Origin of the sequence: Thermohalobaculum sediminis, assembly GCF_023487995.1 — a bacterium.
GTDB lineage: Bacteria > Pseudomonadota > Alphaproteobacteria > Rhodobacterales > Rhodobacteraceae > Thermohalobaculum > Thermohalobaculum sediminis.
On the sequence record NZ_JAMFKN010000011.1, the window covers coordinates 1 to 20672 of the forward strand.

At 69.0% G+C, this 20672-nt stretch carries 23 protein-coding genes, 1 tRNA gene and 2 pseudogenes; 17 read left to right on the plus strand and 9 right to left on the minus strand.

Annotation, left to right across the window (positions count from 1 at the left end):
• Positions 1–219: 219 nt before the first annotated feature.
• Positions 220–1070: pseudogene (locus M1105_RS17965) on the plus strand (IS3 family transposase); the annotation flags it as partial.
• Between the two features lie 233 nt (positions 1071–1303).
• On the opposite strand, the gene M1105_RS17970 reads toward M1105_RS17965, so the two are convergent.
• A complete protein-coding gene (locus tag M1105_RS17970; RefSeq protein WP_249581768.1) occupies positions 1304–2563 on the minus strand; it encodes an IS110 family RNA-guided transposase in 1260 nt (419 codons plus the stop codon).
• Between the two features lie 137 nt (positions 2564–2700).
• Between M1105_RS17970 and M1105_RS17975 the strand changes: the two are divergent.
• A pseudogene (locus M1105_RS17975) lies at positions 2701–2994 on the plus strand (integrase core domain-containing protein); the annotation flags it as partial.
• A gap of 8 nt (positions 2995–3002) precedes the next feature.
• Positions 3003–3596, plus strand: a complete 594-nt coding sequence (locus M1105_RS17980; RefSeq protein ID WP_249581769.1) for a site-specific integrase — start codon at positions 3003–3005, stop codon at positions 3594–3596.
• A gap of 1 nt (position 3597) precedes the next feature.
• On the opposite strand, the gene M1105_RS17985 is transcribed toward M1105_RS17980, so the two are convergent.
• Positions 3598–3673 (minus strand) — tRNA-Ala (locus M1105_RS17985).
• Between the two features lie 138 nt (positions 3674–3811).
• Between M1105_RS17985 and M1105_RS17990 the strand changes: the two genes are divergently transcribed.
• Positions 3812–4105 carry a YggT family protein gene (locus M1105_RS17990; RefSeq protein WP_249581770.1) on the plus strand — a complete coding sequence of 98 codons (294 nt, stop codon included), beginning with the start codon at positions 3812–3814 and terminating at the stop codon, positions 4103–4105.
• A 4-nt stretch (positions 4106–4109) separates the two neighbouring features.
• Positions 4110–4430, plus strand: coding sequence for a DUF167 family protein (locus M1105_RS17995; RefSeq protein ID WP_249581771.1), 321 nt, complete (start codon positions 4110–4112; stop codon positions 4428–4430).
• 33 nt (positions 4431–4463) lie between these two features.
• Here M1105_RS17995 and M1105_RS18000 read toward each other — a convergent pair whose 3' ends face one another.
• From M1105_RS18000 to M1105_RS18025, 6 genes are all read right to left on the minus strand, one after another.
• A complete protein-coding gene (locus tag M1105_RS18000) occupies positions 4464–5105 on the minus strand; it encodes a VOC family protein (RefSeq protein ID WP_249581772.1) in 642 nt (213 codons plus the stop codon).
• A complete protein-coding gene (locus tag M1105_RS18005) occupies positions 5098–5988 on the minus strand; it encodes a hypothetical protein (RefSeq protein WP_249581773.1) in 891 nt (296 codons plus the stop codon). The genes M1105_RS18000 and M1105_RS18005 overlap by 8 nt, the downstream gene beginning before the upstream one ends.
• An 87-nt stretch (positions 5989–6075) precedes the next feature.
• Entirely contained in the window at positions 6076–7293 is a 1218-nt protein-coding gene (locus M1105_RS18010; protein ID WP_249581774.1) for an argininosuccinate synthase, read from the minus strand.
• A gap of 127 nt (positions 7294–7420) precedes the next feature.
• Complete coding sequence (locus M1105_RS18015; protein ID WP_249581775.1) at positions 7421–8137, minus strand: SseB family protein; 717 nt, start codon at positions 8135–8137, stop codon at positions 7421–7423.
• Positions 8138–8150: 13 nt separating this feature from the next.
• The gene (locus M1105_RS18020; protein ID WP_249581776.1) at positions 8151–9182 is read right to left on the minus strand and encodes an alpha/beta fold hydrolase; all 1032 of its coding nucleotides are present in this window, start codon (positions 9180–9182) and stop codon (positions 8151–8153) included.
• Positions 9179–9778: a uracil-DNA glycosylase family protein gene (locus M1105_RS18025; protein WP_249581777.1), complete on the minus strand. Its 600-nt coding sequence runs from the start codon at positions 9776–9778 to the stop codon at positions 9179–9181. Before M1105_RS18025 ends, M1105_RS18020 begins: the two co-directional genes overlap by 4 nt.
• Before the next feature lie 190 nt (positions 9779–9968).
• Between M1105_RS18025 and M1105_RS18030 the strand changes: the two genes are divergently transcribed.
• From M1105_RS18030 to M1105_RS18075, 10 genes are read left to right on the plus strand one after another with little or no spacing between them, the layout of a single operon-like run.
• Positions 9969–10475 (plus strand): Na+/H+ antiporter subunit E, encoded by a 507-nt coding sequence (locus M1105_RS18030; protein WP_249581778.1) that lies wholly within the window; start codon positions 9969–9971, stop codon positions 10473–10475.
• On the plus strand, positions 10472–10765 hold the full coding sequence (locus tag M1105_RS18035) for a monovalent cation/H+ antiporter complex subunit F (RefSeq protein WP_249581779.1): 294 nt from the start codon (positions 10472–10474) through the stop codon (positions 10763–10765). Before M1105_RS18030 ends, M1105_RS18035 begins: the two co-directional genes overlap by 4 nt.
• The gene (gene mnhG, locus M1105_RS18040; RefSeq protein ID WP_249581780.1) at positions 10762–11286 is read left to right on the plus strand and encodes a monovalent cation/H(+) antiporter subunit G; all 525 of its coding nucleotides are present in this window, start codon (positions 10762–10764) and stop codon (positions 11284–11286) included. The genes M1105_RS18035 and mnhG overlap by 4 nt, the downstream gene beginning before the upstream one ends.
• Positions 11286–11828 (plus strand): DUF4040 domain-containing protein, encoded by a 543-nt coding sequence (locus M1105_RS18045; protein WP_249581781.1) that lies wholly within the window; start codon positions 11286–11288, stop codon positions 11826–11828. Before mnhG ends, M1105_RS18045 begins: the two co-directional genes overlap by 1 nt.
• Before the next feature lie 3 nt (positions 11829–11831).
• Positions 11832–12254, plus strand: coding sequence for a Na(+)/H(+) antiporter subunit B (locus M1105_RS18050; RefSeq protein WP_249581782.1), 423 nt, complete (start codon positions 11832–11834; stop codon positions 12252–12254).
• A complete protein-coding gene (locus M1105_RS18055; protein ID WP_249581783.1) occupies positions 12251–12628 on the plus strand; it encodes a cation:proton antiporter subunit C in 378 nt (125 codons plus the stop codon). The genes M1105_RS18050 and M1105_RS18055 overlap by 4 nt, the downstream gene beginning before the upstream one ends.
• Positions 12625–14127 (plus strand): monovalent cation/H+ antiporter subunit D family protein, encoded by a 1503-nt coding sequence (locus tag M1105_RS18060; RefSeq protein WP_249581784.1) that lies wholly within the window; start codon positions 12625–12627, stop codon positions 14125–14127. Before M1105_RS18055 ends, M1105_RS18060 begins: the two co-directional genes overlap by 4 nt.
• Entirely contained in the window at positions 14124–15641 is a 1518-nt protein-coding gene (locus M1105_RS18065; protein WP_249581785.1) for a monovalent cation/H+ antiporter subunit D family protein, read from the plus strand. Before M1105_RS18060 ends, M1105_RS18065 begins: the two co-directional genes overlap by 4 nt.
• Positions 15638–15961 (plus strand): hypothetical protein, encoded by a 324-nt coding sequence (locus M1105_RS18070; protein ID WP_249581786.1) that lies wholly within the window; start codon positions 15638–15640, stop codon positions 15959–15961. The genes M1105_RS18065 and M1105_RS18070 overlap by 4 nt, the downstream gene beginning before the upstream one ends.
• Positions 15954–17636 carry a Na(+)/H(+) antiporter subunit D gene (locus M1105_RS18075; protein ID WP_249581787.1) on the plus strand — a complete coding sequence of 561 codons (1683 nt, stop codon included), beginning with the start codon at positions 15954–15956 and terminating at the stop codon, positions 17634–17636. The genes M1105_RS18070 and M1105_RS18075 overlap by 8 nt, the downstream gene beginning before the upstream one ends.
• A 17-nt stretch (positions 17637–17653) precedes the next feature.
• On the opposite strand, the gene M1105_RS18080 is transcribed toward M1105_RS18075, so the two are convergent.
• Complete coding sequence (locus M1105_RS18080) at positions 17654–18097, minus strand: tellurite resistance TerB family protein (RefSeq protein ID WP_249581788.1); 444 nt, start codon at positions 18095–18097, stop codon at positions 17654–17656.
• A 126-nt stretch (positions 18098–18223) separates the two neighbouring features.
• Between M1105_RS18080 and kdsA the strand changes: the two genes are divergently transcribed.
• Complete coding sequence (gene kdsA / locus M1105_RS18085; protein WP_406600642.1) at positions 18224–19087, plus strand: 3-deoxy-8-phosphooctulonate synthase; 864 nt, start codon at positions 18224–18226, stop codon at positions 19085–19087.
• 32 nt (positions 19088–19119) lie between these two features.
• Complete coding sequence (locus tag M1105_RS18090) at positions 19120–20616, plus strand: phosphomannomutase/phosphoglucomutase (RefSeq protein ID WP_249581872.1); 1497 nt, start codon at positions 19120–19122, stop codon at positions 20614–20616.
• Positions 20617–20672 lie beyond the last annotated feature (56 nt).

Genomic DNA, 20672 nt, shown 5'->3' on the forward strand with positions numbered 1-20672 from the left:
AGTTTGTCCCGATCTCCAGAACTCCGCGCTCTGCGCGGCGAACGCGCACTCCGAGCCGTCTTGGCCTTGCTCGGCATCAAGTCGGTCAACGTGAGTGGCCCAGATTGGTCGGTCCAAGTTGATTGTTAGTGCATGGCAGGCGCTCGGTCGATTGAAGTGATGAGGAGCCTCCCCAACTGAATTGGTCCACCGCTATGGTTAGTAGACTGAGGATCAGGAATGGCGAACAAGCGACACAAGCCTGAGGAGATTGTCACGAAGCTTCGACAGGTTGACGTGCTCGTCGGGCAAGGCGTGGCGCGGGTGGATACGATCCGCGAGCTGCGCATAACAGAGCAGACCTACTACCGCTGGAGGTGACAGTATGGCGGGATGGGGGCCGACCAGGTCAGGGAACTGAAGCGTCTCCAGAAGGAGAACGAGCGGCTGAGGAAGGCGGTGTCGGACCTGACGCTGGACAAGGTCATCCTCAGCGAGGCCGCCCGGGGTGCCGCAGGCCAGCGAAGCGCTACTTCTGGGCCCTTTCCGTCGTCGGGCCTGCTGACCTATCCGCACACAAATGGCGGTCTTGGAGCGGCGCGTGTGCCGCGTGCTGGGCCAGCATCGCTCCACACAGCGCCACCAGCCGCGCGGGCGCGCTGACGAGGAGCGCCTGGTGGCGGATATGATCGAGTTGGCCCGGCAATACGGCCGCTACGGCTATCGGCGGATCGCGGCTCTGCCGCGGGACGCTGGCTGGCAGGTCTGCGATGGCCGGGTCGAGCGGCTTTGGCGCCGGGAGGGGCTGAAGGTGCCATCGAAGCAACCGAAGAAGAGCCGGCTCTGGCTGAACGACGGGTCATGCGTTCGTCTCAGGCCCGAGCATCCCAACCATGTCCGGAGCTATGACGTCGTCCATTGCCGGACCGATGACGGCAGGGCTTTCCGGACGCTGAACATCCTCGACGAGTTCAGCAGGGAGTGCCTTGCGATCAAGGTCGCGCGCAAACTCAACTCGACCGACGTTGTCGACGCACTCAGCGACCTGTTCATCCCGCGCGGCGTGCCCGGCTCACATCCGCCCCGACAACGTCCTATGTCGGGGCGAGCACGGGAGGCGGGGACAAGAGATCTCTCCGCGCCGGAGTTCTCCGGCACGTCTCGCAGCGTGATCCAGGCGGCTTCCGCCGTCAAGGAAGCGGTCTCGACCATAGCAAACCCGGGGTCCGATGAACCGGCCCCGACCGTCCTCAACACGAGATCCAGATCCAGGCGAAAGACCCGAACATTATCTACGGGATCGCGATGCGTCCCGACGGCCCTGTCAGAGAGAGGTCCTCCCGCCTGGCACCGCCTCCTCGAGGAAGGGGCGGTAGTCGACGCCACGCTTGACGACGGCATGCGCGGTGCGTGCCATCTTGGCGGCGATCGCCGAAAGCGCCTTGCGGCGGAGATCGGGATTGTCCCGATCGCGCGCAACGTAGCGCTCGAACTTGGACCTGAAGCTGTTGTCGCGCTGGCGGATCGCGACCTGCCCGGCCAGCCAGAGCGCGCGACGAAGACGCGCGTTGCCGAACTTCGAGAGCTTGGTCTGGCCGCGGAATTGACCGGACTGCTGGGTCGAGAGATCGAGGCCGCAGTACTTTAGGAACTGCCGGTGATGCGCAAAGCGCCGGAGGTCGCCCGCCTCTGCGAGGATGGTCAGCGCGTTGATCGGCCCGACGCCCGGGATGGTTCGGAGCAGCCGGCAGTCGGGGTCATCGGTGAGCATCGCCTCGGCGCGGCGCTCGATCTCGGTGCGCTGCCGGATCAGACTGCGGCCTTCCGCGAGCACCATCCGGAACATGACGACGGCGTCCGAGGACGGATCGACCGGCAGGCCGATCGAGGCCTGCGCCGTCTCGTAAATGTCTGAGAGCAGGCGATGTTTGGAGACTTTGCGCCCCACCACCTCCCAGGCCGCCGCGATGAAGGCCTCTTTCTCGAGCGCGGTGATCATTGCCGGGATCGGGAACATCTCGAGAAAGGCGAAGAACCAGTCGCTCCGCGTGTTGCCGCGGAACCGCTCGGCTTCGGGAAAGTAGAGCGGCAGGTAGTGGGTCAGCAGCCGGTGCCAGAGCTCGGTTTTTGACCGGGAGATCGCCTCGTGGGTTTTGGAGAGCTCCTGGATATCGACGAGCCCGTGCGCGAGCGGATCGCAGTAGCGCTGCACGTGGCCGATCCGGAGCATGTGCAAGATGATCTGCGCGTCCTTCGGATCGTTCTTGTCCCAGCCGTTCGTGATCGCCTCGCGGGTCCGGGCCAAGGCGAGCGACGAGATCAGCCGCAGCTCGATGCCGGCCGAGAGCAGCCGATGCGCGAGCGGGCGATGGTAGTTCCCAGTTGCCTCGAAGCCGGCGACAACCGGGATCTCGAACGCCGCGAGCGTCTCGACGAACCGGTCATGCTCGGCGCGCGTGTTCAGCACCGTAAGGCGCCGGCGCCGGGCCCGGCCGGGCACCTCGATGAGAACTTCGTTGCGATGCTTGGCGACATCGATCGCTACCAGCACGGTGCGATGCGGCAGATCCTCGGACAAGGTCATGGTCGGTCTCCACTTCGGTGGCGTTTGGCCTCATCACCGTAAGAGACCTCGAGCCCGGCCATGGCAGACTGCTGCGCTACGTGGGGGCTCCGCAGTCGGCCATTGCCTCCTCAATCGACCGCTTCCCAATGTGCTACGGACCGGAGTTCATAGCGCAGGCCGTGAGAGACTGGGTCGCCGCCGTCGGCGCCAGGACGGCCTACATTGAGCCGGGATCACCGTGGGAGAACGGCTATGTGGAGAGCTTCAATGCCCGGTTCCGTGATGAGCTGCTGAACGAAGAGACCTTCTACTCGCTCCGGGAAGTGCGGATCGTCATCGAAACATGGCGGCAGCACTACAACACCAAGCGGCCACACAGCGCCCCTGGCTATCGACCACCAGCCCCGGAAACCATCACCCCGGTGGATCAGAGGCCGGTCATGCACTAACAATCAACATGGACCAGTCAGATCAGGCCGCTCAAGACACCAAGCATGTGGCCCGCTTCACCCAGCTGTCGGTCTACAACGGCATACGCAAGGAGGCCGTCCCCAGGCTGCAATCGCAGCCCAACACCGAAGGCGGCCATGTCGATCTCGCTCGAGGCCTGATCTACGGACGCAGCGCCTTCACCAGGGAGTCGTCGAAGAGCCAGCCGCCAGTGCGGATCCCGCGCCAACGCCTCGGCCATCTCCACCTCTGGCGGGGGCTCTCGCGGCAATATGTCGTCGAGAACTTCGATGGCATGCCGCTCGGCGACATCAAGACCGCCTGGCGAGAGATCCACGAGCGTGCGGGCGTCGACTACGCCAAGCCCCACACCACACGCCACACGGCGATCACCTGGGCGATGAACAACCGTGCCGATCCAGTGGCGGCCGGCTCCTTATTCAGGGTCAGCCTCCAGATGCTGAGCCGAGCTTACCTGCACCACCACCCGGATCACCGAAGATCTGCAGTCGAAGCGATGGAGAGGAAGTCGTTTCCGGGGCCGAAACCGGAGCCCAAAAAAGAAAGGAGTCAGCGATCGCCCGCCAACCCCTTGATTTAATTGGTGGAGCCGAGGGGGATCGAACCCCTGACCTTCGCATTGCGAACGCGACGCTCTCCCAGCTGAGCTACGGCCCCGACGGGGAGGGGAATTAAATCCGGGGGCGCCGGGTGTCAATGGGGAAAAGCTGTTCGGGCGGCGCGGGTTGCGCGGCAGCGAGCGGCGGGCTACCTCTGGCCGCAGCCGTTGTTCCTTGACCTGTGCCGGAGAGCCCCATGGCCTCGTTCCTCGCCATCTTCAACCTTGCCTGCGACCTGCTGTTCTGGGTGATCATCATCCAGGCGATCATGAGCTGGCTCATCGCCTTCAACGTGCTCAACACGCGCCAGCAGTTCGTCTGGCAGGTCTGGAACGGGCTGAACCGGCTGACCGAGCCGCTCTACCGCCCGGTTCGACGCTTCCTGCCCAATATGGGCGGCATCGACCTCGCGCCGCTGTTCGTGCTGTTCGCGCTCTTTGCCCTGCAGGTGGTCGTGAACAACAACCTCGCGCCGATGGCCTACGGCTGAGGCCATGTCCGAAACCCGGCCGTGGGAGCCCCGTGACGGCGGCCTGCGGCTGCGGCTGCGCGTGACGCCGCGGTCGCGTCATCCGGGGATCGAGGGGGTGACGCCGGACGCCGATGGACGGCCCTTGCTGGTGGTGAAGGTTACGGCGCCGCCGGCCGAGGGCGCGGCCAATGCCGCCGTGGTGGCGCTCATGGCCAAGGCCCTGGGGCTTCCCCGATCCGCCGTGATGATCGCATCCGGCGCGAGCGCCCGGATCAAGACACTTCATGTCGAGGGGCCGCCCGACACGCTCGCCCGGCGCCTCGAGGACCTCGTGAGCGGCTGAGCCGCGGGCCGCGCCCTGCCCTGCCGCCGTCCCTCAGTCGAGCACCACGGCGCCGCGCGGTGTCGCGATCTCGGCGTGCATTCCGGCCGCCCCCGCATCGAGGGTCACGCAGTGGCGCAGACCCAACGCGTCCAGCGACGCGGCAAGTCCCGGCGCGTCGGGCAGGGTAAGGCGCAGGAGCCGCAGGCCGCATTGCGGCAGGCGCTCGGGCGGCGGTGAAACGCCCTCGGGCCAGGCGATCAGCCCCGGCATGGCGCCGCCGAGCGGCGGGCGCCCGTCGCCCGGCACGGTCAGGTGCCAGAACAGCTCGCCCCTGTGGTGGCGCTCGATGCGGCCGGGGCTGACCGGCGAGGCGGCCTCGGCCAGCGGCATGGCCGGCCGCGCCACCCAGGTCAGCAGGCACGGGCGCGCGGCAAGGCGCGCCTGCACCCCGGGGTCGTCGAGACCGAACCAGCGGAGGCGCCCCGGATGCGGTGCCGCGGGGTCGATGGCGATGACCTCGAGATAGCACGACCCGAGGCTCCAGAGCAGGTTCACCGTGCCCATGGTGGGATGCGTGCCGCCGCCGCCCGGCGCGGCCCCAAGGCGCGCCTCGGCCCAGCGGCGCCCTTCGTCGAGCGACCGCGCCCCCACCACGATGTGGTCGATCATCCCGCTGCCCGGCGCGTCAACCACGCTTGAAGATCCGCTTGAACAGGCCGCCATTGCCCGCCGCCGCGGCAGGCTGCGCCGTCTTGCGCTGCAGGGTGCGGAGCTCGACCGCCGCGTCGGGCGCGACCAGCACGATTGCCGGCACGCCGCGGCGCAGGAACCCCTCCTCGGCCAGCCGCACGCCAAGGGGAGTGGCAAAGCTGCGAAGCGCGATCTCGCCGAAATCATGCGGCAGCCACTCGCCCGACAGGAGCCGACGGGCCGCCTCGCGCATGCAGCCGATCGCCTCGCCCGAGATCGAGGGCATGGGCGCCAGTTCCAGCTCGCGGCCCAGGAAGGTCCGCAGGCCCAGCGAGGCGATGCCGGTCATCTCGGCCCCGCCGACCGCAGCCGGGTTCGAATGCGCGAAGGCGAGCCAGAGGTTCAGCGGCGGCTGGCCGCGCAGCACCGAGGCGGCCGCCTCCTCGAACGCCTCGGGGTCCATGCAGGCCCAGCTGTCGGGCCACATCACCGCCATCGCCTCGGCCTTGGCCGCGACGACGCTCGCGACCAGCGTGACCAGCGCGGCATGGGCGCAGGCCAGTTCCAGCCCCTCGGCCTCGCAGAATGTCGAGATCACGACATAGGCGGCATGGCCCGCCGTGAGCCGCTCAACCGCCTCGGCATCGTGGCCGAGCGTGCGCAGCGGCGGATGGAGCTGCTCCGGCGGATAGGGCGCCCCGACGACCGAGATCTCGACCGGCGCGCCCTCGACCACCATCGTCGCCTGCGTCTCGGACCCCTGCGAGCGCCGGAGGCGGGGCCGGCCGATCTGCGGGTAGCGCCACTCGAACTCGGCGGCCACGGCGTCGAAATCCGGCCGCCACGAGCGCCGGAGAAGGACATATGCGTCAATCCGAATCGACATGGCTCCTCCCCGCAATGGGAGGAGCGTAATGTCAACCTGCCGGGGCCGGAAGGTCCCGTGACCGAAGGGGCGCGCGGGGATGCGCCCTCAGCCGCCGCGGCGGTTGCGCATGGCCAGGAGCCGGAGGCGCAGGGCGTTGAGCTTGATGAAACCCTCGGCGTCCTTCTGGTCGTAGGCGCCCGCGTCCTCCTCGAAGGTCACATGCGCCTCGGAATAGAGCGACTGCTCGGACCTGCGGCCGACGCAGGACGCCTGCCCCTTGTAGAGCTTCATCCGCACCGTGCCGCTCACGTGCTCCTGGCTGCGGTCGATCAGCGCCTGCAGCATCTCGCGCTCGGGGCTGAACCAGTAGCCGTTGTAGATCAGCTCGGCGTATTTCGGCATCAACTCGTCCTTGAGATGCGCCGCCCCCCGGTCGAGGCAGATCGACTCGATGCCACGATGGGCCGCGAGCCAGATCGTGCCGCCCGGGGTTTCATAGATCCCGCGCGACTTCATGCCGACATAGCGCCCCTCGACGAGGTCGAGCCGCCCGATGCCGTGCCGGCGGCCATACTCGTTCAGCGCGGTCAGGATGGTGGCCGGGCTCATCGCCTCGTCATTGATCGAAACGGGGTCGCCCTTCGCGAAGCCGATCTCGATGTATTCGGGCGTGTCGGGCGCGTCCTCGGGGTTCACCGTGCGCTGGTAGACGTAGTCGGGCGCCTCCTCGGCGGGGTTTTCCAGCACCTTGCCCTCGGACGAGGTATGCAGAAGGTTCGCGTCGACCGAGAACGGCGCCTCGCCGCGCTTGTCCTTGGGCACCTGCACCTGGTGCTGCTCGGCCCACTCGATCAGGCGGGTGCGGCTGGTGAGGTCCCACTCGCGCCACGGGGCGACCACCCGGATGCCGGGCTCGAGCGCATAGGCCGAGAGCTCGAAGCGCACCTGGTCGTTGCCCTTGCCGGTGGCGCCATGCGCGATCGCGTCGGCCCCTTCGGCGCGGGCGATCTCGACCAGGCGCTTCGAGATCAGCGGCCGCGCGATCGAGGTACCCAGCAGGTACTGCCCCTCGTAGAGCGCGTTGGCGCGGAACATCGGCATCACGAAGTCGCGCACGAATTCCTCGCGCAGGTCCTCGATATAGATGGCCTTGGCGCCCATCATCTCGGCCTTCTTGCGCGCGGGCTCCAGCTCCTCGCCCTGGCCGAGATCGGCGGTGAAGGTCACGACCTCGCAGCCGTATTCGACCATCAGCCACTTGAGGATGATCGAGGTATCGAGACCACCGGAATAGGCGAGGACGACTTTCCTGGGCTTCTGCATCGGCTGGGCTCCTGACTGCGGCTCGCGCGCTCGTGCGCTGGGCCGGGGCGCAAAACTCGCGCGGTTTCTAGGGACTTCCGCGCGCTGCGGCAAGGGCCGGCGAGGGCGGCGCAAGGCCGCTGCCGCGTCAGCCCGCGATGCCGATGCCATGCCGCCGCGCCGCTCCGAGGAGCGCGTCGCCTTCGGCCGAGGGTGCGACGGCGAAGGGCAGCGACGTCGAGATCTGCCCCGTGCGCGCCAGCGTCGCCACGACGTCGCGCTCGAAGGACGCGAAGCCATCCGCGAGACGCACCACCAGCACGAGCTCGGCCGCCTCCGCCCCGCCCGGCGCGGCAAGCGCCACGAGCCAGGCCTCGGCCAGCGCGCCGCCCAGATCGGCGATGCGCTGCGCCAGCGCCCCGAGCAGCGCGGGATCGGGCGCTGGGGGCGGCCCGATCCGCCCGCTCGCCGCGGCCTGGCCCGGCTCGGCGCCCAGGTGCTCGGCGATCCAGCCGAGCGTGCCGGGCTCCAGCACCGTCTCGCAGCCGGCGTCGGCGCCGGGGTTGAGCGCGAGCGCGATCCCCTGCCCCGCCAGCAGCGCGGCAAGCTCGGCGCCCGTCAGCACGGCCGTCTCGGTCGGCCGCGCGATCGCCGCGGCGAAGCGGTCCTCGCTGTCGAAGGCAAGCGCCGCGGGCCCGGCTTCCAGCGTCACCAGCAGGGGGCGCATGCGCGTGGCGCCGGCGCTTTCGAGCGCGAGATGCAAGCGTGCCGTGGCGAGGCTCTCGTAGAAGGCGAGCCATCCGCCCTCGGCATCCGGCTCGGCCTGCACCGCCGCCCACAGCCGGTCGAGCCTCGTCTCCACCATCCCGCCACCCCTCTCAGCCCGCGTCGGCCCCGCCGCAACCCGGACCGCCATACCTCGCAGCATCCGCCTGTTCCAGCACGTAGCCGGCGACGTCGCGCCACACCGCCTCGGCCTGCAGGTCGCGGAACAGGAGGTGCCAGCCCTCGGCATAGACGATCGTGCGCCGCGGCCCCGACATCCTGTCGAAGACGCGCCGCGCCGCGGCCTCTGGCACGATCTCGTCCTTTTCGCCCAGCAGCAGCAACGCCGGGAGCGCCACTCCGGGCGCGGCCTCGGCGGCCATGTCGGCCACGCGCACCAGCCCCATCATCTCGCGCGCGCTGGGCGGACGCAGGTAATAGGGGTCGCGCGCCATGCGGCGCAGCATCTCGATGTTGTCCGAGGCCTGGATGCGCACCACCCCCTCGCCGGTGAACCGCGTCTCGGGCATCGTCGCGGCGGCCAGCCAGGCGGCGAGCCGGTGGATCGGGTTGAGCTCGGCCCCGCCCCAGATCGCGGGCGCCGCCAGCACCAGCACGTCGGCGTCGAGCCCCTCACCCGCCGCGGCGAGCGCCACGCCGCCGCCCATGGAATGCCCGACCACGACCAGCGGCAGGCAGGGGTGCCGGGCGCGGAGGTCGGCCGCGGCGGCCACCACGTCGGCCGCGAGCGCCTCGGCGCCCGGCCAGTGCGCGCGCGTCTCTCCCCGGCCGAAGCCGCGCTGGTCATAGGCATAGGTCGTGATCCCGGCCGCGGCCCAGTGCGGCGCGGCCATCCCGAAGGTCAGCGGCCCGTAATCGCCGAAGCCGTGCAGAGCAAGGACCACCGCGCGCGGCGCCTCGGCCGGCCAGACGGTGACCGGAAGGCCCAGCCCGTCCGCGCCGGCCAGTGTCGGCCCGGCATAGGGCGCGGGCGACACCCCACCCGCCCGCGGCAGCCCCGCCTCGGTGTCGTCCGCCGCTCCCGCCGCCGGAAGCCCGCCGCGCGGCGCGTCGACGGGGCCGCCGACGGCGCACGCGCCGAGCGCGAGCCCCGCCGCGAGCGTAACGAGATGCGGCGCCCTCATCCGACCAGCCTCGCGACCTCGGCCCGCAGCCATGGGACCACCTCGGCCTCGAACCAGGGGTTTCGCCTCAGCCAGGCTGTGTTGCGCCAGCTCGGATGCGGCAGGGCCAACACGCTCGGCACGCCCGAGCGCCAGTCCGCGACGGTCTCGGTCACGCCGCGCCGCGGCCCCGGCAGGTGCCAGGCTTGCGCGTATTGCCCAATCACGAGGGTCAGCTCGATGCTCGGCAGGGTCGCCAGCACCTCGGCCCGCCAGGTTTGCGCGCAGCGGCGCGGCGGTGGCAGGTCGGCACCCTTCGCATCGTAGCCGGGAAAGCAGAAGGCCATCGGGACAATGGCGATTCGGCTGCGGTCGTAGAAGACCTCGCGGTCGATTCCCATCCAGTCCCGCAGCCTGTCGCCCGACGGGTCGTCGAACGGCAGCCCGCTGCGATGCACCCGCATCCCAGGCGCCTGCCCCGCGATCAGCAGCCGCGCGCCGGGCGCGGCACGCAGCACCGAGCGCGGCGCGTGCGCGCTTGCTGTGGCCGCGAATTCCTCGGCGCACAGGCTGCATGCGGCGATTCGGCGGGCGAGCGGGGTATCGGGATCGTGCATCCGGCGCACTCTACCGGCAGCTTCGCGGCGTGGCGAGATGATCGCCGATCGCCCCGGACGGCGGTTGACAATCCGTGGTATACCAGATTTGAATGCCGCGCCCGACGCTTGACGCAGGGCGCGAGAACCGGCGACACAGCCGGCGACGATGCAAGGGGGGAACGACACGCATGACCCGGGGGAGCCGCCGATGCGCCTGATCCTCATCACGCTGACGCTCTTCGGCTACTGGTTGCTGCTGTCCGGCCATTACGACACATGGCTGGTCGCCTCGGGTGGCGTGCTGGCGGTCGCGGTCGTGCTGTTCAGCCTGTTCAAGGGCATCACCGACGTCGAATCCTTCCCGATCGAGCGCCTGCCGCGCGCCATGATCTACTGGCCGTGGCTGGGCTGGCAGATGATCCTCTCGGCTCTCAACGTCACGCGGATCATTCTCGATCCCAAGCTGCCGATCTCGCCCACCATGGTGAAGGTCCGCTCGACCGCCGGCAGCGCCGTCGGCATCACGACCTATGCCAACTCGATCACGCTGACGCCGGGGACCATCTCGGTCGAGGTGTCCGAGGGCGGCCGCGCGATCTGGGTCCACGCCATCACCCGCGAGGGCGCCGAGGGCTTTGCCGACGACCCGATGGACCGCTGGGTCGGCTGGTTCGACGGGGCGGTGCTGCCAACGCCGGCGGAGGACAAGACATGATGTTCGCGGTCGCGATCCTCGGCGTTCTCGCCGCCCTGTCGCTCGCGGTGATCCGCGCGCTCAAGGGCCCCACCGCCTTCGACCGGCTGCTGGCGGCGAACGCCATCGGCACCTCGGCGATCGTGCTCCTGGCTCTGTTCGGCTTCATGACGGGGCGGCCCGAATTCCTCGACATCGGCATCACCTATGCGCTGCTGAACATGATCGGCACCCTCGCCGTGCTCAAGTTCTTCCGCTATGGCGCGCTCGGCCATGCCCAGGACGCGGTGAAGGAGCGCGAACCGGAATGATCGCGCTGCTGGTCGACATTCTCAGCGGGGCCGCGCTGACCGCGGGCGCCGCCTTCTATCTGATCGGCGCCATCGGCATGACGCGCATGCCGGATGTGTTCACGCGGATGCACGCGGTCTCGGTGTCCGAGACGATGGGCGTGGGGCTGATGGCGCTGGGCATGATCCTGCAGGCGGGCCCCAGCCTGCTCGCCATCAAGATCGCCTTCGTCGTGCTGGTGCTGTGGGCGACGGGCGCCGTGGCGACGCACGCGCTGTCGCGCGCGGCGCTGCATGACGGCGTGAAGCCCCTGCTCGCGGGTCCCGACGGGCGGCTGGTGGCGACGGACTGCGTCGACCTCTTCCCCGAGCTTGGCGTGCGCCTCGCGCAGCCGCTCAGTTCGGAGACGCCCGAGGAGCGCGGCACGCCGCTGCCCGAGGACGGCGCGGTGATCGCCGAGCCCGCGCCCGGCTATGGCCCGGCCGGGAACACCGGCGCCAATCCCGATGCCGAACCCGACCCCACGCGCGAGGGCCGCTGATGGAACAGCTCATCAACATGGTGCTGCTGACGCTGCTCGCGGCGATCACCTTCGGCATCATCCGGGTGCGGAACCTGTTCGCGGTGGTCGTGCTGACCAGCGCCTACTCGTTCCTGATGGCGAGCGTGATGATCGTGCTCGACGCGGTCGATGTCGCGATGACCGAGGCCTCGGTCGGCGCCGGCATCTCGACTGTGCTGGCGCTCGGCGCGCTCTACCTCACCAAGACCGAGGAGGCCGAGCCGCGCTATTCCCCGCTGTTGCCGGCGCTGGTCGCGGTGGGCACCGGGGCCGTGCTGGTCTTCGGCACGCTGGACCTGCCGCCCTTCGGCCGCGCGGACACGCCCCTCAACACCGATGTGGGAGCCGACTACCTCGCGCGGAACATGGCCGAGACCGACATCCCGAACGTCGTCACAGCCGTGCTGGCCTCCTACCGCGGCTTCGACACGCTGGGCGAGACCACAGTGGTCTTCACCGCCGGGATCGGCGTGCTGATGCTGCTCAAGCGCTGGCGCAAGGCCGCGCGGCGGGAGGACTGATCCATGCGGCTCGACACCATCCTGCGCGTCATCGCCAAGATCTTCATCCCCTTCATCCTGATGTTCGGCCTCTATGTGCAGTTGCACGGCGATTACGGGCCGGGCGGCGGGTTCCAGGCGGGCGTCATCGTCGCGGCGGGGATCATCCTCTACGCGATCATCTATGGCATCGCGGCTGCGCAGCGCGCCGTCCCGCCGGGGCTCGTCGAGGTGATGATGCCGCTCGGCGTCGCGATCTTCGCCGGCGTGGGCATCGCGGGCTTCGTGACCGGGCGCAACTTCCTCGACTACTCGAACCTGATGCATGGCGACATGGTCCATGGCCAGCACTGGGGCGTGTTCCTGGTCGAGATCGGCGTCCTCGTCACCGTCTCCTCGACCATGCTCGCCATCTTCTACGCGTTCGCCGGGAGGGGCCGCGAATGACGCTGTTCGACGAGATCGCGCGCCACTACAACTACTGGGTGACCATCCTGCTGATGGTCGCGGGCCTCTATATCGTCGTGGCGAAATCCAACATGATCAAGCGGTTGCTTGGTCTTTCGGTGTTCCAGACGTCGGTCTACCTGCTGTATCTGAGCCCGGGCAAGATCCTCGGCGGCACGCCGCCCATTCTGGCACCCGGCTACGCGGTCTACTCGAACCCGCTGCCCCATGTGCTGATCCTCACCGCGATAGTGGTGGGCGTGGCGACGCTGGCGCTCGGCCTCGCGCTCGCGGTCCGGATCAACGAGGCCTTCGGCTCGATCGAGGAGGACGAGATCGTGCCCGTCATCGACAGGGAAGACCACTCCGCATGAGCGTCGAGCACCACGCCTTCCATGTGACCGAGCACCTGCCCGCGCTCGCCGCGGTCGTGCCGCTGATCGGTGCCGTCGCCGCCGCGCTGGTGCGCAACGGCGTGGCCGCGTGGCTGGTCGCGGTCGCCGTCGCCTGGTCGCTGCCGGTCATCTCGATCCTGATGCTGGGACAGGTCGAGGCAAGCGGCCCGATCTCCTACGCGCTAGGCGGCTGGGCGCCGCCGGCGGGGATCGAGTTCCGCGTCGATCAGGCCAACGCCTATCTCGCGATCCTGGTCTCGGTCATGGCGGCGGTGGTGCTGACGGGCGCGCCGCGCTCGATCGCCGACGAGATCGAGCCGGCGAACCGTGCCTGGTACTACGCGGTGTTCCTGCTGTGCCTGTGCGGCCTGATGGGCATGATCGTCACCGGCGACGCCTTCAACGTCTTCGTGTTCATGGAGATCTCGTCGCTCGCCACCTATGTGCTGATCGCCATGGGCCGCGACCGACGGGCTCTGTTGGCCAGCTACCAGTACCTGATCATCGGCACAGTCGGCGCCACGTTCTACGTCATCGGCGTGGGCCTGCTGCTCGCCATGACCGGGACGCTCAACCTGGTCGACCTCGCGGCAAGCCTGCCCGAGGTCGAGGCGACGCGCCCGCTGATCGCCGCCGCGGCGTTCATCGTGGTGGGCCTCGGCCTCAAGCTCGCGCTGTTCCCGATGCATCTGTGGTTGCCGAACGCCTATGCCTATGCGCCCTCCACAGCCTCGGCGTTCCTCGCATCGACGGCCACCAAGGTTGCGGTCTACCTGCTGCTGCGCTTCGCCTTCTCGGTGTTCGGCATCGACTTCATGCTGGCGAACACGCCCGCCGGGGTGATGCTGATGACGCTGGCGGCGCTCGCGATGATCGCAGGCTCGCTTTCGGCGATCTTCCAGACGAACGTCAAGCGGATGCTGGCCTATTCGTCGGTCAGCCAGATCGGCTACATCATCCTCGGCATCGCGATGGTCAGCGAGACCGGCCTCACCGGCGGCATCAGCCACCTGTTCAACCACGCACTGATCAAGGGCTGCCTGTTCCTCGCCGTCGCGTCGGCCGTGTTCGCAACCGGCGCCGTCCGCATCGAGGACATGGCGGGCCTGGGGCGCACCATGCCCATCACCATGGGCGCCTTCGTGATCGCGGGCCTCGGCCTGATCGGCGTCCCCGGCACGGCGGGCTTCGTCTCGAAGTGGTACCTGATCCAGGGAGCCGCCGAGCAGGGCATGTGGTGGATCGTCGCCGTGATCGTCGTCTCGTCGCTCATGGCGGTCGTCTATGTCGGGCGGATCGTCGAGGTCGCGTGGTTTCGAGCGCCCGCGCAGCGCGCCCCGCGCGAGGCGCCAATCGAGCTGGTGGCCGCGACCGTGGCGCTTGCCGCCGCCGTCCTGGTCTTCGGCCTCAACACCGACTTCTCCGCCGGCGTCGCGGCCGACGCGGCGCGCATCCTGATCGAGGGTTACGCGCGATGACCAGCACCCTTCTGATGGACATCGCGCTTTTGCTGCCGTTCGCCGGCGCGGTCGCAATCTGGCTGGCCGGCCGCTGGCCGAACCTGCGCGAGGCAGTGACGCTGGTCACGGCGGGCGCGCTGTTCGCGGTGGTCATCACGCTTCTTGCGCGCGTGCTGGGCGGCGAGCGCCCCGAGATTCACCCGGTGCAGCTGTTCCCCGGCGTCGAGATCGACTTCGTGCTCGAGCCGCTGGGCATGCTGTTCGCGACCGTGGCCTCGACGCTGTGGATCGTGAACTCGATCTACTCGATCGGCTACATGCGCGGGAACGACGAGCCGCGGCAGACGCCCTTCTACATCTGCTTCGCCATCGCCATCGGCGGCGCAATCGGCGTGGCCTTCGCGGGCAACCTGCTGACGCTTTTCCTCTATTACGAGCTGCTCACCATCTCGACCTACCCGCTGGTCACGCACAAGGGCAACGACGAGGCCAAGGCCAAGGGCCGCGTCTACCTGCTGCTGCTGATGGGCACCTCGATGGTGTTCCTGCTGCCGGCGATCATCTGGGTGCTGGCGGCCGCCGGCACCACCGAGTTTACCGCCGGCGGCCTGCTTTCGGGCACCGGGATGCCGACATGGCAGGTCTCGCTGCTGCTCGCGCTGTTCATCTTCGGCATCGGCAAGGCCGCGGTGATGCCAGTGCATTTCTGGCTGCCGGCGGCGATGGTCGCGCCGACGCCGGTGTCGGCGCTGTTGCACGCGGTGGCGGTGGTCAAGGCCGGCGTGTTCAGCGTCGTGAAGGTCGTGGTCTACGTCTTCGGCGTGGACTACCTGTCGAGCTCGGGCGCCGGGGCGTGGCTGACCTATGCGGCGGGCTTCACCGTGGTCTGCGCCTCGGTGATCGCGCTGATGCAGGACAACCTCAAGAAGCGCCTCGCCTATTCGACGGTCAGCCAGCTCTCCTACGTCGTTCTGGCGACGGCGATCCTGACGCCGATCTCGGTGATGGGGGCGATGCTCCACATCGCGGCGCATGCGGTCTCGAAGATCACGCTCTTCTTCGCGGCGGGCTCGATCTACACCGCCGCCCACAAGACCGAGATCAGCCAGCTCGACGGCATCGGTCGGCTGATGCCCTGGACAATGGGCGCCTTCGCGGTCGGCGCGCTCAGCATGATCGGGGTTCCGCCAACCGCGGGCTTCGTGTCGAAATGGTTCATGCTGCAAGGCGGGATGGCGGCGGAGAACTGGGTGGCGATCGGGGTGATCTTCCTCTCGACCGTGCTGAATGCCGCCTATTTCCTGCCGATCGTCTACCGCGCCTTCTGGCGCGCGCCGCCACCGGCGGACGCCCACCACCCGCATCACGGCGAGGGGCCGGCCCCGGTGGTGCTGGCACTGACCATCACGGCCCTTGGCACGCTTGCGCTGTTCTTCTTCCCCGATGTGCCGCTGGGGCTGGCCGAGGCGATGATCGCCGATCAGCCCGTGCCCGCCCCCGAGCCCACCGCCCTGACGGAGGTGACGAAGTGAGCGACCGCCCCACCGACGCGCCGGGCACGCCGCCCGCCCTGCCCCCTTCCGGCATCCCGGTGTTCGAGGTGACCCCGTGCACCAACCGCCACTGGCTGGTGCTGCCCGAGACGATCCGCCTGATCTGGATCGTCTCGCTCGCCGTGCTTGCCGGGACCGTCGCGGTCGAGTTCGCGGTCGACTACCACCTCAAGTTCCACGCCGACGCGATCCCCGGCTTCGCCGCGATCTTCGGCTTCCTCGCCTGCGTCGTGCTGGTGTTCGGCTCGAAGTTCCTGGGCATCTTCCTGAAGCGCAAGGACGACTACTACGATGACTGACCTCGTCCTGCCGCCCGGCGTGATCCTGATCCTCGCGGGCCTCGCGCTGCCCTTCGTACGGCACACAGCGCGCCAGATCCTGATGATCGCGGCGCCCCTGATGGTGCTGCTCGCGGTCTGGGCGCTGCCCGACGGCACCTCGCTGACGCTCGACTATCTCGGGCTCACGCTCGAGCCGGTGAAGGTCGACGCGCTGTCGCGCCTCTTCGCCACGGTGTTCGCGCTGATGGCCTTCGCGGGCGGACTGTTCGCACTGAACCAGCAGAACGCCAGGGAGCTTGCCGCCGCCTTCGTCTATGCGGGATCGGCCATCGGTGTGACGCTTGCCGGCGATCTCGTCACCGTCTTCATCTTCTGGGAGGTGATGGCCATCGCCTCGACCATCGTCGTCTGGTCGGGCGGCCCCGAGGCGCGCGGCTCGGGCCTGCGCTATGCCGCGATCCACTTCCTGGGCGGCGTCTTCCTGATGGCTGGCATTGCGGGCGTCGTGGCCGAGACCGGCTCGACCGCCTTCGGGCCCATGGAGGCGACGTCGTTCCCCACCATCCTGATCCTCGCGGCCTTCCTGATCAACGCGGGCGCGCCGCCGCTCGCGGCCTGGCTGCCGGATGCCTATCCCCGCGCCTCGTGGTCGGGGACCGTGTTCCTCTCGGCCTTCACCACCAAGACGGCGGTCTACACCCTGATCCGCGGCTATCCGGGCGAGGAGATCCTGATCTGGATCGGGCTCTACATGGTGTTCTACGGGATCGTCTATGCGATCCTCGAGAACGACATGCGCCGCATCCTCGCCTATTCCATCGTCAACCAGGTTGGCTTCATGGTCTGCGCGGTCGGCATCGGCACGCCGCTGGCGCTGAACGGCGCGGCCGGGCACGCCTTCGCGCACATTATCTACAAGGCGCTGCTGCTGATGTCGGCGGGCTCGGTGCTCTACATGACAGGCAAGTCGAAATGCACCGATCTGGGCGGGCTGTTCCGCACCATGCCGGTGAGCTGCATCTGCGGCATCGTCGGTGCGCTGGCGATCTCGGCCTTCCCGCTGACATCCGGCTTCGTCGCCAAGTCGATGATCTCGGACGCGGCCGGCGCCGAGAAGATGGTGGTCGTCTACTTCCTGCTGGCCGCGGCCTCGGCGGGCGTGTTCCTGCATGCGGGCATCAAGTTCCCCTGGTTCGTGTTCTTCCAGAAGGACTCCGGCCTGCGCCCGCAGGACCCGCCCTGGAACATGCGGGCGGCGATGATCTTCTGCGCGGTGCTCTGCATCGGGCTCGGCGTCTGGTATTCGCCCTTCTACGCGATCCTGCCCTACCCGGTCGACTACGTGCCCTACGACGCGTCGCACGTGATCTTCTACCTGCAGCTCCTGCTGTTCTCGGGGCTCGCGTTCTTCCTGATGCTGGGGGCGCTGAAGCGCACGCTGACCATCACGCTCGACGTGGACTGGTTCTGGCGCCGCGGCGGGCGGGCCATCGCCGAGGAGTTCGAGTTCCAGTGGCTGCGCGCCTATGGCGTGATCGTCGAGGGCTTCTGGCGCAAGCTGCGCCTGGTGATCGAGGGGCTTTACGTGAATTACGGCCCCGACGGCCCGTGGTCGCGCACCCGCCCCTCGGGCGCCATGGCGCTGTGGGTGTCGCTGCTGCTGACCGGGTTCCTGCTGTTTTCCTACATCTGAGGCGGGCGCATGCCGCCTCAGTCGTGGCCGAGACGCTGCGCCACCCGCTGGCGCGCAAGCCCCGCGTCGCGGTCCTCGACATAGAGGAGCCCGCACAGCTTGCGGACCAGCGCGGCCTCGGCATGGCAGCGCGCGCCGTCGGCGTAGGCGACCTCCCAGACCACCTCGATCACGCCCACGCGCTCGGCGTGGGGCACGCTGTCCTTGATCGCGCGCGTCAGGCTCACGAGGTCGGGTGCGCGGTGGGCAGCAGCCTCGCCCGCCACGACCAGCGCCCGTGCCTCGGCGGCGTCTAGCCCGTAGCGCCGCGCCAGCAGCGTGCCGATCAGGCTGCGCTCGTCGGCGTCGATCCGCCCGTCCGCCTCGGCCGCGCGCACCAGGACTGCGGCCAGCGCCTCGCGCCCGTCGGGCGCGGGGCGCTCGCGCGGCGGGGCGAACAGGCTGGCAAGACGGTCGAACATGCCCCCCGATATATGGGATCGCGCCGTCGATGCCACCCCTCGACCACCTCGTGCGCCCGATCCCCCGTGACGACGGCGCCGCGATCGGCTATCCCCCGGCTGAGCAGCCATCGGAGCCCGACCCCCGTGACCCACACTCCCAGCCTCCGCGTCGTCATCGGCGGCGGCGATGTCGCCCAAGCGGCCTTCGCGAACGACCTGCCCTTCGGCCTGATCGCCGGCCCCTGCCAGGCCGAGAGCGTCGAGCATTCGGTCGCCATCGCCGGCCACATGCGCGAGGTCTGCGCCGCGCGCGGCATTCCCTTCGTGTTCAAGGCGAGCTTCGACAAGGCGAACCGCACGTCGCTCACGGGCCAGCGCGGGCTGGGCATCGACAAGGGCCTCGAAGTGCTGGCCGAGGTCCGCCGGCAGGTCGGCGTCCCGGTGATCACGGACGTCCACACCGCCGAGCAGTGCCGCGCGGCGGGCGCGGTGGTCGACGCCCTCCAGATCCCCGCCTTCCTGTGCCGCCAGACCGACCTCTTGATCGCCGCGGGCGAGACCGGCAAGCCCGTGAACGTCAAGAAGGGCCAGTTCCTCGCGCCCTGGGACATGCCGAATGTCGCCGACAAGGTTGCCTCGACCGGCAACAATGCCATCATGCTTTGCGAGCGGGGGACGAGTTTCGGCTACAACACGCTGGTGACCGACATGCGCGGCCTGCCTCAGATGGCGGCGACCGGATACCCGGTGATCTTCGACGCGACCCATTCGGTGCAGCAACCGGGGGGGCTGGGCGGCGCCTCGGGCGGGCAGCGCGAGTTCGCGCCGGTGCTGGCGCGGGCGGCCGCCGCCGTGGGGGTCGCGGGCTTCTTCATCGAGACCCACCCCGACCCCGACCGCGCGCCGTCGGACGGGCCGAACATGATCCCGCTCGACCGGATGGCGGGCTTGCTGGATACCCTCGCGGCCTTCGACCGCGTGGCCAAGGCCGATCCGGTCCGGCTCTGAACACCCGCACACGAGGACAGACCATGAGCGCCATGCCGAAGCCGCTGACCGAGGTCGAGGAAAACACCTGGGCCAGCCTCAGCGTGCCGATGATCAAGCCCACGGGCTTCCGCGAATACGATGCCCGCTGGCGCTATCCGCAGGAGATCAACCTGATCGGCATGCAGGCGCTGGGCCTTGGCATCGCGACGCAACTGCACGAGATGGGCCTGCCGGCGGTGGTGGCGGTCGGCAACGACTACCGCTCGTATTCCATCGCCATCAAGCAGGCGCTGACGCTCGGCCTGATGATGGGCGGCGCCGAGGTGCGCGACATCGGCCCCGCCATCACGCCGATGTGCTATTTCGCCTCGTTCGCGCTCGACGCGCAGGCGGTGGCGATGGTCACTGCAAGCCACAACCCGAACGGCTGGACCGGCGTGAAGATCGGGTTCAACCGCCCGCTGACGCACGGCCCCGACGAGATGGGGCGCCTGCGCGAGATCGTGATGGGCGGCGAGGGCGTCGCGCGCGACGGCGGGCGCTATGTCCGGGTGGACGGCGTGCGCAAGCAGTATATCGACGACCTGGTCGGGGACTTTCGCCTGTCGCGGCCTCTCAAGGTCGTCTGCGCCACCGGCAACGGCACGGCCGGCGCCTTCGCGCCCGAGGTGCTGCGCCGCATCGGCGCGCAGGTCGTCGAGAGCCACGCGACCCCCGACTACACCTTCCCCCACTACAACCCCAACCCCGAGGCCATGGAGATGCTGCACGACATGGCCCGCACGCTGAAGGCCACGGGGGCCGACATCGCGCTCGGCTTCGACGGCGACGGCGACCGCTGCGGCGTGGTGGACGACGAGGGCGAGGAGATCTTCGCCGACAAGGTCGGCGTCATCATGGCGCGCGACCTGATCAAGCTCTACCCCGGCGCGACCTTCGTGGCGGACGTGAAATCCACCGGCCTGTTCGCGTCCGACCCCGAGCTGATCGCGGGCGGTGCCAAGGCCGATTACTGGAAGACCGGCCACAGTCACATGAAGCGAAGGGTCCACGAGATCGGCGCGCTCGCAGGCTTCGAGAAGTCGGGCCACTACTTCCTCGCGCCCCCCATCGGCAAGGGCTATGACGACGGAATCCGCGTGGCGGTCGAGATCTGCAAGCTGATGGACCGCAACCCCGGCAAGTCGATGTCCGACCTGCGCCGGGCGCTCCCGGTGACCTATTCCACGCCGACCATGTCGCCGCATTGCGCCGACGAGGAGAAATACAAGGTCATCGAGCGCTTGCAGGCGAAGCTGGTGGCGATGGCCGAGGCTGGCGACAGGCTGGGCCCGCTGAAGATCGAGCGCGTCGTCACCGTCAACGGCGCCCGCGTGATGCTGGAAGGCGGCGCCTGGGCGCTGGTGCGGGCGTCCTCGAACACCCCGAATCTCGTGGTGGTCTGCGAGAGCCCCGCCTCGCGCGACGAGCTGCGCGCGATCTTCGAGGCGCTCGATGCCGTCATCCGCACCGAGCCTTCGGTGGGGGACTACGACCAGACGTTCTGAGAACGCGCGAGACCCCGGGTCGAGCCCGGGGCAGCAGGGGCTTGGGCTCTCGCGCT

Coding starts and splice junctions, on each gene's coding strand:
- M1105_RS17970 (WP_249581768.1), bottom strand. CDS start 2,563: ATGACCTTGTCCGAGGATCTGCCGCATCGCACCGTGCTGGTAGCGATC.
- M1105_RS17980 (WP_249581769.1), top strand. CDS start 3,003: ATGGACCAGTCAGATCAGGCCGCTCAAGACACCAAGCATGTGGCCCGC.
- M1105_RS17990 (WP_249581770.1), top strand. CDS start 3,812: ATGGCCTCGTTCCTCGCCATCTTCAACCTTGCCTGCGACCTGCTGTTC.
- M1105_RS17995 (WP_249581771.1), top strand. CDS start 4,110: ATGTCCGAAACCCGGCCGTGGGAGCCCCGTGACGGCGGCCTGCGGCTG.
- M1105_RS18005 (WP_249581773.1), bottom strand. CDS start 5,988: ATGTCGATTCGGATTGACGCATATGTCCTTCTCCGGCGCTCGTGGCGG.
- M1105_RS18010 (WP_249581774.1), bottom strand. CDS start 7,293: ATGCAGAAGCCCAGGAAAGTCGTCCTCGCCTATTCCGGTGGTCTCGAT.
- M1105_RS18015 (WP_249581775.1), bottom strand. CDS start 8,137: ATGGTGGAGACGAGGCTCGACCGGCTGTGGGCGGCGGTGCAGGCCGAG.
- M1105_RS18020 (WP_249581776.1), bottom strand. CDS start 9,182: ATGAGGGCGCCGCATCTCGTTACGCTCGCGGCGGGGCTCGCGCTCGGC.
- M1105_RS18025 (WP_249581777.1), bottom strand. CDS start 9,778: ATGCACGATCCCGATACCCCGCTCGCCCGCCGAATCGCCGCATGCAGC.
- M1105_RS18030 (WP_249581778.1), top strand. CDS start 9,969: ATGCGCCTGATCCTCATCACGCTGACGCTCTTCGGCTACTGGTTGCTG.
- M1105_RS18035 (WP_249581779.1), top strand. CDS start 10,472: ATGATGTTCGCGGTCGCGATCCTCGGCGTTCTCGCCGCCCTGTCGCTC.
- mnhG (WP_249581780.1), top strand. CDS start 10,762: ATGATCGCGCTGCTGGTCGACATTCTCAGCGGGGCCGCGCTGACCGCG.
- M1105_RS18045 (WP_249581781.1), top strand. CDS start 11,286: ATGGAACAGCTCATCAACATGGTGCTGCTGACGCTGCTCGCGGCGATC.
- M1105_RS18050 (WP_249581782.1), top strand. CDS start 11,832: ATGCGGCTCGACACCATCCTGCGCGTCATCGCCAAGATCTTCATCCCC.
- M1105_RS18055 (WP_249581783.1), top strand. CDS start 12,251: ATGACGCTGTTCGACGAGATCGCGCGCCACTACAACTACTGGGTGACC.
- M1105_RS18060 (WP_249581784.1), top strand. CDS start 12,625: ATGAGCGTCGAGCACCACGCCTTCCATGTGACCGAGCACCTGCCCGCG.
- M1105_RS18065 (WP_249581785.1), top strand. CDS start 14,124: ATGACCAGCACCCTTCTGATGGACATCGCGCTTTTGCTGCCGTTCGCC.
- M1105_RS18075 (WP_249581787.1), top strand. CDS start 15,954: ATGACTGACCTCGTCCTGCCGCCCGGCGTGATCCTGATCCTCGCGGGC.
- M1105_RS18080 (WP_249581788.1), bottom strand. CDS start 18,097: ATGTTCGACCGTCTTGCCAGCCTGTTCGCCCCGCCGCGCGAGCGCCCC.
- M1105_RS18090 (WP_249581872.1), top strand. CDS start 19,120: ATGCCGAAGCCGCTGACCGAGGTCGAGGAAAACACCTGGGCCAGCCTC.